This is a genomic window from Vibrio celticus (assembly GCF_024347335.1).
Classification (GTDB): Bacteria; Pseudomonadota; Gammaproteobacteria; order Enterobacterales; family Vibrionaceae; genus Vibrio; species Vibrio celticus.
The window spans coordinates 1,641,253-1,655,019 of record NZ_AP025464.1; the positions used below are offsets into that span (position 1 = coordinate 1,641,253).

9 protein-coding genes and 1 pseudogene are annotated in these 13,767 nt (G+C 45.5%); 7 read left to right on the top strand and 3 right to left on the bottom strand.

Annotated elements, in window-relative coordinates; genetic code table 11:
* Window positions 1–230 precede the first annotated feature (230 nt).
* A complete protein-coding gene (locus OCV19_RS23215; protein WP_065675775.1) occupies window positions 231–1,763 on the top strand; it encodes a phospholipase D family protein in 1,533 nt (510 codons plus the stop codon).
* 113 nt (window positions 1,764–1,876) lie between these two features.
* On the opposite strand, the gene nfsA is transcribed toward OCV19_RS23215, so the two are convergent.
* From nfsA to OCV19_RS23230, 3 genes are all read right to left on the bottom strand, one after another.
* The gene (nfsA, locus tag OCV19_RS23220) at window positions 1,877–2,599 is read right to left on the bottom strand and encodes an oxygen-insensitive NADPH nitroreductase (protein WP_065675774.1); all 723 of its coding nucleotides are present in this window, start codon (window positions 2,597–2,599) and stop codon (window positions 1,877–1,879) included.
* 188 nt (window positions 2,600–2,787) lie between these two features.
* Complete coding sequence (locus OCV19_RS23225; RefSeq protein ID WP_065675777.1) at window positions 2,788–3,900, bottom strand: OmpP1/FadL family transporter; 1,113 nt, start codon at window positions 3,898–3,900, stop codon at window positions 2,788–2,790.
* 140 nt (window positions 3,901–4,040) lie between these two features.
* The gene (locus OCV19_RS23230; protein ID WP_065675773.1) at window positions 4,041–5,441 is read right to left on the bottom strand and encodes a DUF1254 domain-containing protein; all 1,401 of its coding nucleotides are present in this window, start codon (window positions 5,439–5,441) and stop codon (window positions 4,041–4,043) included.
* Window positions 5,442–5,683: 242 nt separating this feature from the next.
* On the opposite strand from OCV19_RS23230, the gene OCV19_RS23235 reads away from it, so the two are divergent.
* The 6 genes and pseudogenes from OCV19_RS23235 to OCV19_RS23260 all read left to right on the top strand — a co-directional run bounded on the left by OCV19_RS23235 (window position 5,684) and on the right by OCV19_RS23260 (window position 13,658).
* Complete coding sequence (locus tag OCV19_RS23235) at window positions 5,684–6,835, top strand: anaerobic sulfatase maturase (RefSeq protein WP_065675772.1); 1,152 nt, start codon at window positions 5,684–5,686, stop codon at window positions 6,833–6,835.
* Window positions 6,836–6,852: 17 nt separating this feature from the next.
* Window positions 6,853–7,749: a LysR family transcriptional regulator gene (locus OCV19_RS23240; protein WP_065675771.1), complete on the top strand. Its 897-nt coding sequence runs from the start codon at window positions 6,853–6,855 to the stop codon at window positions 7,747–7,749.
* Window positions 7,750–7,934: 185 nt separating this feature from the next.
* The gene (locus OCV19_RS23245; RefSeq protein WP_065675770.1) at window positions 7,935–9,473 is read left to right on the top strand and encodes a sulfatase-like hydrolase/transferase; all 1,539 of its coding nucleotides are present in this window, start codon (window positions 7,935–7,937) and stop codon (window positions 9,471–9,473) included.
* Between the two features lie 72 nt (window positions 9,474–9,545).
* Window positions 9,546–11,012: a DUF1254 domain-containing protein gene (locus OCV19_RS23250; protein WP_065675769.1), complete on the top strand. Its 1,467-nt coding sequence runs from the start codon at window positions 9,546–9,548 to the stop codon at window positions 11,010–11,012.
* A 176-nt stretch (window positions 11,013–11,188) separates the two neighbouring features.
* Window positions 11,189–12,433 (top strand): NADH:flavin oxidoreductase/NADH oxidase family protein, encoded by a 1,245-nt coding sequence (locus tag OCV19_RS23255; RefSeq protein ID WP_065675768.1) that lies wholly within the window; start codon window positions 11,189–11,191, stop codon window positions 12,431–12,433.
* A 242-nt stretch (window positions 12,434–12,675) separates the two neighbouring features.
* Window positions 12,676–13,658: pseudogene (locus tag OCV19_RS23260) on the top strand (HAD family hydrolase).
* Window positions 13,659–13,767: the final 109 nt, after the last annotated feature.

Genomic DNA, 13,767 nt, shown 5'->3' on the forward strand with positions numbered 1-13,767 from the left:
TAACTAAGCGATCTAAGTCATCTCGTTAAGTGTAAATAACGTAACATCCAGTTTTCATTAATTCTACTTTGCCTTGGCTGATGATGTTGTTCTTCTTCTTATCTTGGATAATTACCTATAAATTTCCGGCTTTAACAGTAATAATCAAAGAATAGATCTGAATAGCTTGTTCATTGAAAAGCTTTACGGAAAGTTTCTAAAGACGCCATCGTGAAAAGGAAGTCAGATACATGCCTGTGCTCCAACGCATCAGTTTAACGTTAATCTTAATCGCCGTTTTAGGTGGGTGTTCTTCACTTCCTGAAGGCATCGATCATCCAACAGAACCGCCAACCTCTCCTGCACCTAGTTCTTTATCGGTTCTAACCAATGAATTTCAGCCTGAAGCTTTAGAGCAAGGCACCACTGCGGTTCGTCTGCAAGAGTCGGGTTGGGATGCTTTAGCACAGCGATTAGCGCTGGTCGAAAGTGCCGAGCACACCATCGACATTCAATACTACATCTGGAACTCTGACGAATCGGGCAGCTATCTCGCTAGCCGTTTGTTAGCCGCGGCTGAGCGTGGTGTGAAGGTGCGCGTAATGTTGGATGATATCAACCTCAACGAACGTGAAGGTTTGCTGTCGGCACTGGATGCGCACCCTAACGTCGAGATTCGTATCTTCAATCCAACGCCAACACGCCGTGGCTTCATTAAATGGCTGAGCTTTGTCGGTGACTTTTCTCGCTTAAATCGCCGTATGCACAATAAGTCGTTTACCGTAGATGGTACTTTGTCTGTGGTGGGTGGCCGTAATATCGGTGATGAATACTTTGACCTTTCTGATGAAATCAATTTCCGAGACCGCGATGTATTAGTCATGGGCTCGGTAGTTAACACCATCCAAACCAGTTTTGTTGAATACTGGAACAGCCGTTGGTCTTACCCTGTCGATATGCTGGGTGATGACGAACAACCTGATCTCTCGAAGATAGATAATATTGTCGTTCCGCATTATCAAAATTATCCTGAATTACCATTAGATCGTAAGGCTGCTGATAGTTTACTGAAAGAGGTGGTTGGTGAGATGACTTGGGTGAATGCGCGTTTTGTTTATGATCAACCCGTTCCTGATGACTCCGATAATACTGATGAACCAAAAGCGACCGCGATTCTTCTAGGTAAGTTAGCGAGCGAATCGAAACAAGAGATCTTATTGGAATCGGCTTACCTTGTATTCGATGATGGTCAGCTTGAAGAGTGGCAGGTATTGAATAACAAGGGCGTTGAGATAAAAGCGCTAACGAACTCTATGGCGTCTAATGATCTGGTGACCAATCACTCCGCTTATGCGGGCAGACGTTACGATATGTTGGAGCATGGTATCGACCTGTTTGAGCTAAAACCAGAATCTAAGCTTTGTGAAGCATCGACTCAGGACTTGTCGAAATGTGCACCTGAGACGGCCTATGGCTTGCACGCAAAATCAGTCGTATTCGACCGCAGCATCGCGAGCATCGGTTCATTTAACTTCAACTTGCGTTCTACCTACCTCAATACTGAATCGGTTTTGATCATCGAGAATAAAGAGATTGCTGAAACGTTAGCAAAAACTATTGAGCAAGCAATGAGTGACGACAATAGCTGGCGTTTGGAACTGGAAGACGGTGATGTGTATTGGTATTCAGGCGATCAAAGCTGGGACAGCGAACCAGAAACGGGTAAGTGGGAACGAATGCAGTCAGGCTTTTTGCAATTGCTACCGATTGAGAAATATCTGTAAGCTAGCCGCCTCCGGATAAATAAAAATGTCAGCGTATTGTACGCTGACATTTTTGTTTGTACTGCTGCTAGCTCTAATCGCTTAACGGCTTAACGGCTTAACGGCTTAACGGCTTAACGCTTGGTCAGCTGCTTGCTGTTTAAGTAAGGCAGGATATGTGGGCGAGATTCGCCAGACAGTTTTTGCGTGATCTGTTGTGACCAACTGCTCTGCTTTTGGTTGCTTGAACGGCTTGCGTAGTAGCTCTGCATTGAATCATCGTAGCTGGCAATTTCATCTAGGCTCAGCGGTTGGTATTGGTTTTCGTGCATCACCACATGAGCAGGGAGGCGAGGCTTAACCTCTGGTTGTTGTGCCGGGTGACCTAAGCACATTCCGAACAACACGGCGGTGTGCTGTGGCAGTTCTAACAGTTCATCGACTTGTTGTGCGCTGTTACGTAACCCGCCAATGTATACGCCACCTAAATCTAGAGACTCAGCAGCCAGCATGCAGTTTTGCGCCATGATGCCAGAATCGACAGCGCCAATCAGGGTCAGTTCAGTAAAGTCGGTTTTCACTTCAGGGTTAATTTGAGCGTGGCGTTGATAGTCGATACAGAACACCAAAAACTCAGCCGCATTCTCAACGTAAGCTTGGTTACCTGCGTATTCGGCTAACAGTTTGCGCTTCTCTTTGTCTGTCACTCTCACGATAGAAACAGCCTGCAGTAAGCTCGATGACGAAGCCGCGAGACCAGCTTGAATAATCACATCAAGTTGTGCTTTTTCAATCGGTTGATTTGTATATTGACGAATGGAGCGGTGCCCCAGAATAGTTTCAATCGTGCTGTTCATAACTCTCAGACAGTCCTTGTGATGATGACGTAGAGAATCACAATAACGACAATTACCATGAGCGTAAAGGGTGTTCGAGCCTTTCTGGTTGGCAGAATGATATTCATGAATTTAAAAGGATTGCTGTCACAGCCAATCCTTTTTTGTACGGTTTCTTGCTAGAAGCGAATAACGCTCAAGAGTTCGCTTTAATGGCGAAGAGACAAAGTGATGAAGTGAACTCTGTTGGTCGAATAGCTGCCAGAAGGCTGAAATAGTCCTGAGTCAGCATTAATTTCACCATGGCCTAAATCTTGGTATTGGTAGCTCAATCCTAGATGTAAGTCGTTGGATATCTTCTTCTCAGCGCCGAATCCGATACGCCACTGTTTATCGAGCGGGAGTAACACATCTCTGTTTTGACTGCTTACAGGGCTCGTGTCACCGCTCACTCCGCTGTACAGCAACCAATCCTCGTATGCGTATTCCACACCAACCCCAAGAGAATAGGTGGTTGAGTATTTGTCATCATAATCTTGCCATGTCTCCATGTTGGAGCTGAGTAGAAGGTTTAAGTCTTCATTTAATGAATGCTTCAACCCTAAGTTTAAGCTTCGAACCCATGTTAGTTCAGAGCTAATGCCAAAAGCGTTGGCGTTATCAAGGGAAAGGTCGTGATCAAATTGACCCTGATAACTGACACCCAATTGTGTGTTGTCACTGATGTGGTGATTGAGACTCAGGCCGAATCCTAGGTCGAGGCTATCTCCTTGGAGTTCTCGACCGTTCAAAGCTTGAGTTTCAAGAGCTGCGTGCTGCAATATCAAAGAACCACCAAGAGACAGTTGTTCACTAACTTGATACGACAATGACGACGTTAAGTTGAGTGCCGAAATGCTATTTTCTTTGATCAATAAAGCAGGGTGCGCGCCAACGCCGTGTGAGTATTCAACGCCAGTGCCGCCAGCTGCGTGCAATGCTGCGCCAACGACCCATTGGTCATTGAGCCTTGATGCGTAAGATAAGTGAGGGAGAACATCGGCGCTGCTTCCTGTGGTCGACGCCGAGTTATCGTCACGGACAAATGTGGTTTCAACATCGAGGTATTGAACGCCGAGAATCCAAGCGCTTTCTTCAATAGCCGATAACCCCGCAGCATTGGTGATCACGGCGGATGCATCGTTCGCGGTTACGTTCCCTGTGCCTGCCGTGCCGACGCCTTTAGTGGTCGCAATCTGAGATAGATTTAACCCTCCCGCGTGCGCGAGAGAGCTGACTATCCCTGTTACTAACAGAGACAGTGTGATGAAAGGTGTTTTCAAGAATAGAACCTTATTTTCAGTGTATGAGTTATGTTGCTTACAGTTTGAGTCATGTATTTGGGGATAGAACGAATTGCCACGAGCGAACATTAAGAACGCCGTGGCAATTGACTTGATCGACTTAATTGACCTAATTGGGGTTAGAGCTTTTCAACTTGCGGCAGTGGATATTCATTGTTGAGAACGGCTTGAGTTGGCTCATACAGGCGCATGTGAAGATAGAAGTCATCTTGAGGGGCTGGCAGCCAGTTACACGTTGGATCGGACGGTTTTACGTATTGAATGCATATTGGCAAGGTGCCGTCTTCTGCGTATTTCAGCTCATCTTTACGATTGGTTGAGATTGAGTAGCGTTGAATGAAGTTCTCAACCATGAACAGGTTTTTAGCGTCGTACATGGTCAAAGACCAAAAGGCGTCAGCGGGTGCATCGGCAGGCATGGTCATTCGATATTGATTGTCTCCCGACAGTTGCTCACCATTCGAGTCTGTGTATCGATTTGGGTAGAGTGCTCGCTCTGGCACATTCAAACCAGCCGCACGCATATTGATGCTCGCTCGGCTCAGGTAATCATTTCCGTAGCGGCCTCCCTCGTACATCATCGACCAGCCATTATTGACATCACCGATGCTTCGACCTGCGTATTGAATGATCTGTTGTGAAGACTCAATCGCGCGCATTAGTCCTTTTTTCTGTGCTGAAGTTAGTGCTTCAGGGTTAAAGGGGGTCGATCCTCCAATACCAATTTGTTGGAACTGATCAACGATGGCAGCATCTTCTGGAATCGGGTTTTTACGTAGTTCACGGTCAATTAGCGAATACCACTCTAACCCTTCAGGCCTCGCCATGGGTGGGATGCGACCTGTCGAAGCTTTGAGTTCTACGATGTCATGCTCTGCGCCAAGCTGATCAAGTGGGTAGCTGAGGAATTTATCGTGAGTAACCAACGCGTCATTAAGGTCTTGCTCGCCAAATACGCCCGTTCGTTGAATTAACCAAACCATAGGAGTGCGAGATTCTACGACACGATCAATTCCCTCTGGTACTTCGCCAGCCCATCCTTTGTTAACCAATAGCACTTTTGAACCTTGGTCGCCGACATTCTTTACGTGCAGATCTTCAATCGAATCTGAGTAAGCATCCAATAACTGAACAATGTAATAACGGTTATCGGTGCGAGGAATATCAATCACCATTGGACCTGATAAATCCAGATCGTAGTGAGCCTGTGAGTAGAGCGTATCGTTGTTGACGGTAGGTACAATTCTATCCTGAGGTCCGGATAGAACGCGTGTTTTACCCATCTCATTCAATGGTGCCATGGCGTTGTCCATCGGCGCATCAACAGATGTGGTCGTTTGCCTAACCGCAGCCACGGTTAATGGACCCGTACCATAGATAAATGCTTGAACACCTAGATTGTAAGCGAGCTCTTCTTCAGGGTTAATAGATTGTTGGGCAAGGGATGGCATCGCGATAATACTGGACAAAGAACACACTAAACTGGTCAGTACACTTTTCTTATAGAGGAGCTTTCTCATGGAACACCTTAGATCGTAGGAACAGAATTAGGCATTTATCATATGAGCAAGTGAGATTAAGGAGTGTAATAGCCGATATTAAGGATGTTAATAGTCTCTTTTTACCTTTCAAGTGGTTGTTTTAATTAACATTGATTTAGGGTGGTGAAGTGCCCCTACGACGTGTGCGAGTAGGGTGCTTGAGGCGCTATTGTTTGATTGATTTTCGGTTGATATGTTGGCAAAAAAGTACGGGAATCGATATGAACACATCTACTTATCCTTTTAGCTTATTCATTAAAGCAGAAGGGGCTCAGTGCAATCTGGATTGTAGCTACTGCTATTATCTCAATAGACAAGATGGCGATAAAAGATCGTCAATGTCTCTGGACATGATGGAGCAAATTGTCGGTGCTCATATCGACGCGCAGCCAATGAAAGATCAACAAGTGGATTTTATCTGGCACGGTGGCGAGCCTATGTTAAGAGGGCTCGATTTCTATGAAACGGCGATGAAAGCACAGGCAAGCAAAGCGACGAAAAAGCGCATCGTGAATACGATGCAGACCAACGGAACCATGATTAACGATCGCTGGGCGAGTTTCTTTGCTAAACATAATTTCATGATGGGCATCAGTATCGATGGCCCCAATATTCTGAATGACATCGCTCGGATCGACAAAAATGGCGAGTCGTCTTTTGAACGCACAATGCGTGGGATGTCTTACCTAAAGAAGCACAATGTTGATTTTAATACGTTAACGGTCGTGAACAATAAAACCTACAAACACGGTAAAACGATCTATCAGTTTTTGGTTGAAAATGGCAGTGGTTACATGCAGTTTCAGCCTTGTATCGATCATGAGTTAGACAGACGAACAGGGCATGATTGGTCGTTAACTGGTGAGCAGTGGGGGCAATTTCTTTGTGACTTGTTTGATGCATGGAGCGCCAATGATGTCGGTAAAGTGTATATCCAGTTTTTTGAAAACTGTTTAATGGTGTTGATGGGCTACCAAAGCCAAATGTGCCATCACAGCGCGACTTGTGGACAGCAATTAATGGTTGAGCATGACGGCAATGTTTACAGTTGTGACCATTATGGGTACCAAGATCATCAATTGGGCACCATGAACAGTGATAAGCTTGCAACTATGGCGAGCTCACCAGAACAAATCGCGTTTGGCACCAACAAATATGATGAGTTAAACAGCACTTGTCGACGTTGTGATTTTGTTGAACTCTGCCAAGGTGGTTGTCCTAAAAACAGAATAGCAACAACCGAAGATGGCAGTCCGATGAATCATTTGTGCCAAGGGTATGAGGTGTTTTTTCGGCACGCATTACCCAAATTATTGCCTATGGTAGAAGCGATGAAAAAAGGGTATTCGCCAGCGTACTTTCCACTTTTCTAAATCATTTGGAGTAGGGCATGACCAAAGACCTAAACTTACTGCGGCTCATTTTGGTGCTTAATGAAACTCGTCAAACGGTGAGTGCAGCCAAAGCCTTGAACGTAAGTCAGCCGACGATCAGTGTCATGCTTCGTAAACTCAGAGAACAATTTGATGATGAATTGTTTGTTCGAGATAAAGCAAGGCTTGAACCCACCCCAAAATGCTTAAAGCTTATCGAAACCTTGCCTCTGCTATTAGAGCAGTTAGATAACCTTTACATACCCAATGATGAGTGGGGGTTGGAAGATTTAAGAGGGGAGGTTCAAATCATGTTGCCTTCCCCGCTTTTGATCCCAGTGGGTGTGCCATTAATCAAGAAGCTGACCAAAGAAGCGCCGCAAGTGACGTTTCAATGTTCACCTTGGTTAGAAAACGGCGTCCAGTCCCTAGAGACCAACCGAATGTGTTGGGGAGTGAGCTATCTTCCCATGGAGGTCAATAAAACCTTGACTGAGCGCCCAGTTGGCTTTGATAAGTTCATGTTGGTGTTAAGAGCTGACCACCCAATTCAAGGTAATTCCCTTGAGGACATTCTGAAATACCCACTCTGTATCAATATGATCCCTGGTTACATTCAGCCGTCCAAGGCGGAAATGTTGATCAAAAAATATGACTTAGATAAACACATCGGGCTCAGAAGTAACAATATGAATTTGATGCTAGAAGTCGTTAAGGACAGCGACTTCATCTATATAACATCGTCGAAATGCCGCTATTTGCTTGATCACTGTTATCGTTGTATCGACTTACCGCCGGAACTGTTGAAAGACACCTATCGTCGAGAATTGGCACTGTTTACCCATCAAGCAAACCGCAATAACCCGTTCACGGATTGGCTTCAAAATGAAATTACGTCGATTATTCAATCCTAGTGTCACGCTACTATTCCTTTTAAATAACTCCCCTTTCTAACGGCCACTATTAATAATCGTAATAGTGGCTATCAAGCCATTTTTGGCGTCTTTCTTATACCATTTACCTCAACAACGGTTCGCTGAGACATGCACAATTTTCGTTGTGACTTCAGCGATTTACTCATAGTGAATGAGGGTTATAAATGTATAAGTCTTTTGTTAAATCCGCTCTGGCGCTTTCGGTATTGGCGTGTGTCAACGTACATGCAGCGAGCCAACCCAATGTGGTTGCTATCATGCTCGATGATGTGAGCCCAACGGATCTGTCTGCCTACCACCGTGGTTTAGGCGCAGTGGATACGCCGAACATTGATCGAATTGCCGAACGCGGCATGATGGTCAGCGATTACTACGCACAAGGCAGCTCTACCGCGGGGCGCTCTGCCTTTATCACGGGTCAATATCCTTTCCGAACAGGCTTAACGTCTGTCGGTCAGCCGGGCTCTTCACTTGGCCTTCAAAAAGAAGATCCAACCCTAGCCGAAATGCTGAAAGACAAAGGCTATGCGACCGTGCATGTCGGTAAAAGTCACCTAGGCGATAACAACAGTCACTTACCAACGGTGCACGGCTTTGATGAATTCTTCGGTTTCCTTTACCACCTCAACGTTATGGAGATGCCTGAACAGCCGGAATTCCCAACAGACCCTAACTTCAGAGGTCGCCCTCGTAATGTTCTTCACACCATCGCTACCGAGAGTGTGGACATGCAAGAAGACCCAAGGTTTGGTGTGGTTGGAAAGCAAACGATTGAAGATAAAGGTCCTTTAGGCGCTAAACGCATGCAAACCGTTGATGGCGAATTTTTGGAGTTTGCTACGAATTGGCTCGATAGACATGAAGCAGAGAAAGACGAACAACCTTACTTCATGTGGTACAACCCGACTCGTATGCACCAAAAAACACACGTGCGTCCTGAGTATCAAGGCGCGAGCCAAATCAACACGTATTACGATGGCTTGATTGAACTTGATGACCAGATCGGTGTATTACTCGATAAGTTAGAAGATCTTGGTGAAATTGATAACACGATAATCTTGTTTACCTCAGACAACGGCGTAAACCTAGATCATTGGCCTGATGGTGGTTCTGCCTCTTTCCGTGGTCAAAAAGGCACGACGTGGGATGGCGGTTTCCGTGTACCAATGCTGGTCAGCTGGCCAGATAAAATCCCTCAAGGTGAATACACCGATGGCTTCATGACTTCTGAAGACTGGGTGCCAACCATTATGGCTGCAGTGGGTGAAGGCGACATTAAGCAAGAACTGCTTGATGGAAAAGAGTTAAACGGCGAGCGTTATCAAGTCCACTTGGATGGTTATAACCAGCTGGATATGTTGACCAAAGGTGAGCCGAGCCAACGCCATGAGTTCTTCTTCTACAACGAGCAAGATTTAAATGCGTTCCGAGTTGAGGATTGGAAAGTGCACCTAAAAACCAAAACGGAATGGATTGCGCCTCCTGAAGAGTGGCCACTAGGGATGCTCATCAACATCAAGGCTGATCCTTACGAGCGTAGCCCTGATACTCGCGGTTGGTTCTTATGGATGAAAGAGAAGTCTTGGGTATTACCAAAGCTACAAAAATCAGCGGCGGAATATCAGAAGTCACTCAAAGCGTTTCCACCAAGACAGAAAGCCGGTGGTATTGGTATGGCAGACAAATCAGTGGTTGCTGACTAACGCCAAATACGACTAATGCAAGGTGTGCTGTAACAAGCGCACCTTATATATTGCTTTTAGTTGGGACATTAAATGATGAAAAAAAACATACTTGCGACAGCACTGGCTTGTGCTTTCATGGTTGCACTTCCGTCTACGGTATTTGCGAGCCAATCAGTGGACGCGACGAGCGCTGCTATGGCAACAAAAGCAACCGTAACGACAAACACCGCTATTAGGATCAAGACGGGAACTCTACCCGTTGAGATGGGGAACTTAGCGTCGCTCAAAAAGGATAATCAGTTATTGGCACAACTTGCCTACGAGTACGCGTACTCGATAGATGAAGCCTACAAATACTTTTACAAAACCGACGTTGAGCAAGACTACCCTTTGAATCGATTCCAAAATATTCGAATACTTGCTGACGACACTTACACTGCACATCCTACGATTAACAATGACACATTACACTTAATGGGTTGGATGGACCTAGCAGCAGAGCCTGTCATCGTTACGATTCCAGACCATGATGACAATCGATACTGGTTGTTCCATACCATGAATATGCAGCACTTTACTGACTCGGCTTTTGGCTCTCCACAGCGAGGCACAAAAGGCGGCAGTTTCATGTATGCAGTTGAAGGGTGGAAAGGTGAAGTGCCTGCGAGTGTCGATCAAGTCATCTATGTCGAGCACCCGCTGGTCAAAATGATGGGTCGAATCATGGACCTTGGCGGTGACGATTCTGCAACTGCTCAAAAGTTAATGGATCAATGGAATGTTAGGACGTTGTCGGAATACTTAGGTCAGAAAGGGCCAGTTCCTATTGAGCGCGAGTATCCAGATCCTGAAGACTCTAATTGGGTCGAGCGAACCAATTTCATTCTGTCTGAAGGAACAATGAAGGCGCATGACCAAAAGCTGCTTGAACTGTTCGAGTACATTGGCTTAGGAGATGTTGAATTAGGCAAAGCCAATCATCCATTTACGAAAGAACAGCTTAGTATGATCGAGTCTGGTCAAAAAGACGGACTGGAGCGAATCATTAATGCGGGCTTTGATGATTCACGTGACGTATTAGGCACTCGCGATGAAATGACTAAGGTTCCAAGCTTTCAACACGCCTACGGCACCTTAATGGGTCAATGGGGGCTGCCTGCAAAGCACACTATGTATAGTGGTGACTTCTTCGATAGTGAAGGTGGTTCACTCGACGGTAGTAAGTATGATTACACGGTGACCTTCGATGCGCCACCGCTAGAAGAGGGTGGTTTTTGGTCATACACGGCCTACAGTGGTGAAACCCGATTGATGGAGAAAAATAACTTAAACCGTCATTCCCGAGGAGACAGAACGCTAACACCTAATGCTGATGGCAGCTACACCATTTACATGAGTAGCGATGTAAAAGGGCATGAAGATGATCCTAACTTCTTACCTATCCCCGATCACCAATGGTATTCAGTGTTACGCATGTACACGCCCGGTGAAGAGGTGAGAACAGATAAATGGAAATCGACACCATTTACCAAGGTCAAAAAATCCACGGTAAAGTGATGATTTAAGTCACCTGTTTAAGGTTTTGTTTATAATCGATTAATGCCAGTTGCTATGCCGCTGGCATTTTTTATTGAGCGAAACTTGCTTCGAAATAGGCACTAAATGCTCAGAACTGTCGGGTAAAATAGGGCATACTGGACTGAATATATAAACCAAAGAAAGTAACCACGCGCATGAATCCAATCTGCCTCAACGACCCTTTTTCTCTTCCTAATGGTCAAGTGATCAAAAATCGCCTGTTCAAATCGGCAATGAGTGAACAGCTAGGTGATAAACACCATAACCCTAAGCAAGGTTTAGTCACGCTCTATCAGCGTTGGGCTCAAGGAGGAATTGGCCTATCCATGACGGGTAACGTGATGGTCGATAGAAGTGCGCTTGGTGAACCTAAAAACGTTGTGTTAGATGAGCACAGTGACTTAACCGTATTTCGTGAGTGGGCGAGTGCCGGAACACAGAATGGTTCGCAGATATGGATGCAACTGAATCACCCAGGTAAGCAAATCCCTAAATTCTTATGTGATAGCCCGGTTGCGCCTTCGGCTATCTCTTTAGAGCGCGGATTAGAAAAAGGCTTTAATACGCCACGAGCTCTGACTGAGACGGAAATAATCGCAATCATTGATAAATTCGCGCTGAGTGCAAAGCTTGCAAAACAAGCGGGTTTTACTGGTGTCCAGATTCACGGTGCTCATGGTTATCTTGTCAGTCAGTTTTTGTCTTCGAGACACAATCAACGCCAAGACAAATGGGGTGGCTCACTCGAAAACAGACTTCGTTTCGTGCTTGAGGTTTATCGTGCGATTCGAAAAGAGGTCGGTGACGATTTCCCTGTCGGGATTAAGCTCAACAGCGCCGACTTCATGAAAGGCGGCTTCACTGAAGAAGAGTCAATGCAAGTTGTGCAAACATTGAGTGATAACGGTATCGACCTGATTGAGATCTCCGGCGGCACCTATGAAAGTCCATCAATGATGGGTTCAAAGAATAAGGCTGAACCAATCAAGGCCAGCACGGTAAAGCGTGAAGCGTATTTTCTGGATTACATGGTGAAGGCGAGAAAACTCGTCAGCACACCGCTGGTGGTCACGGGTGGTTTCCGAACCGCGCAAGCAATGAATGAAGCATTAAACACCTCGGCGACTGATTTTATTGGTATTGCACGCACAATGGCGGTTGATCCTGATTTCCCTAACAAGTTAATCGAAAACCCTAGCCACGGCATGCCGCTAACCGTGCCAACCACAGGGAAACCCGCTTTAGACAAGATGGCGATGGTCGGGCTGGTTTGGTATGAACATCAGATGTGGCGCATCGCCTCTGGCAAGAATGCCGATCCCAAATTAAGCGCATTAGGTGTGGTGTTAAAAACAATTCTCAGCGCTGGCTGGCACGCCTTCAAAAAGCGCAGAGCGTAAGCAGTCATGGATTGGTAAAGTAGAACTTTGAGGAATTAATGTTCTGTTTTTTGTTTGTCTCTTTTAAAATCTTAATTCTCGAGAAATACGTCGTATAGCACTCTCGGTCAGTCCTTGTTGTGGCACTAATCTAATACCAACATGAGTATTGGTTATAGTGTCCATAAGTGGAAAATAAGAGTAGACCAACTAGGATGAATTGAATTAAACCCTACAATTAATTCAATAACATGGTAGTTGCTATGAAGAAAATAAACCTTTTGTCAGTTGCGATTTTATCTAGCCTCTCTTTCTCATCTTTTGCTAAGGATTGTGACCCGAATTTGTTGCCATCTTGGAAAGATAGCGAGAGTAAATCCGCCATCGTGGATTTTGTTGGGCAAACCACCAAAGCAGAGTCTGATACGTTCGTTGCGGTCCAAGACCGTATTGCTGTATTTGATAACGACGGTACGCTTTGGTCAGAAAAACCTTATTACTTCCAGCTGGCCTTTGCGCTAGATCGTGTAAAAGAGATGGCGCCTGAACACCCTGAATGGAAAACGGAAGCACCGTTTAAGTTCGTGCTTGAAGATGACGTTAAGAGTGTTCTAGGAAGCGGCGAAGAAGGTTTATTGAAAATTATCATGGCGACGCACTCTGGTATGACAGTCGAACAATACCAAAAAGATGTTGAGCAATGGTTAGCCGCAGCGAAAGACGCTCGTTTCAACAAAGCCTATACCGATTTGACTTACCAACCAATGAAAGAGATGCTGACTTACCTTCAAGAGCATGACTTCAAGACTTACATCGTGTCGGGTGGCGGTGTTGACTTCATGAGAGTGTGGGCTCCTGAGGCTTACAATATCCCGTCAGAGCAGATCATCGGTAGCGCACTTAAATACAACTACAGCTATAACACGGCAATCCGACCGTTACCAAAGATTCGTCCATTTTGACCATTGATGACAAAGCCGGAAAGGTCACCAATATTCAGCATATTATCGGTAAGAAACCTATTCTAGCGGTCGGTAACTCAGACGGTGACCAAGCTATGATGCAATGGGCAACCAGCCAACCCAACTCAATGGCGATGATTGTTCATCACACCGATGCCGAGCGCGAGTGGCAGTACGATCGTAAGTCTCATGTTGGTAAGTTGGATAAAGCGTTAGATGAGGCGAATTCCAGAGAGGATTGGACACTGATCGACATGAAATCCGATTGGTGTGAGGTGTATTAACGCTCATAAACATTCAGATAAAACAACAAAGGCTCGGATGGTTCATTCGAGCTTTTTTGCTAAATAGCGAAGGCTTCGTCTCATTTTCAGCAAGAACGTACTATAAATT

What these genes read in the sequence shown, in the direction of transcription:
- OCV19_RS23230 (WP_065675773.1), bottom strand. Translation starts at nt 5,441, where the DNA reads ATGAGAAAGCTCCTCTATAAGAAAAGTGTACTGACCAGTTTAGTGTGT.
- nfsA (WP_065675774.1), bottom strand. Translation starts at nt 2,599, where the DNA reads ATGAACAGCACGATTGAAACTATTCTGGGGCACCGCTCCATTCGTCAA.
- OCV19_RS23245 (WP_065675770.1), top strand. Translation starts at nt 7,935, where the DNA reads ATGTATAAGTCTTTTGTTAAATCCGCTCTGGCGCTTTCGGTATTGGCG.
- OCV19_RS23250 (WP_065675769.1), top strand. Translation starts at nt 9,546, where the DNA reads ATGATGAAAAAAAACATACTTGCGACAGCACTGGCTTGTGCTTTCATG.
- OCV19_RS23235 (WP_065675772.1), top strand. Translation starts at nt 5,684, where the DNA reads ATGAACACATCTACTTATCCTTTTAGCTTATTCATTAAAGCAGAAGGG.
- OCV19_RS23215 (WP_065675775.1), top strand. Translation starts at nt 231, where the DNA reads ATGCCTGTGCTCCAACGCATCAGTTTAACGTTAATCTTAATCGCCGTT.
- OCV19_RS23240 (WP_065675771.1), top strand. Translation starts at nt 6,853, where the DNA reads ATGACCAAAGACCTAAACTTACTGCGGCTCATTTTGGTGCTTAATGAA.
- OCV19_RS23255 (WP_065675768.1), top strand. Translation starts at nt 11,189, where the DNA reads ATGAATCCAATCTGCCTCAACGACCCTTTTTCTCTTCCTAATGGTCAA.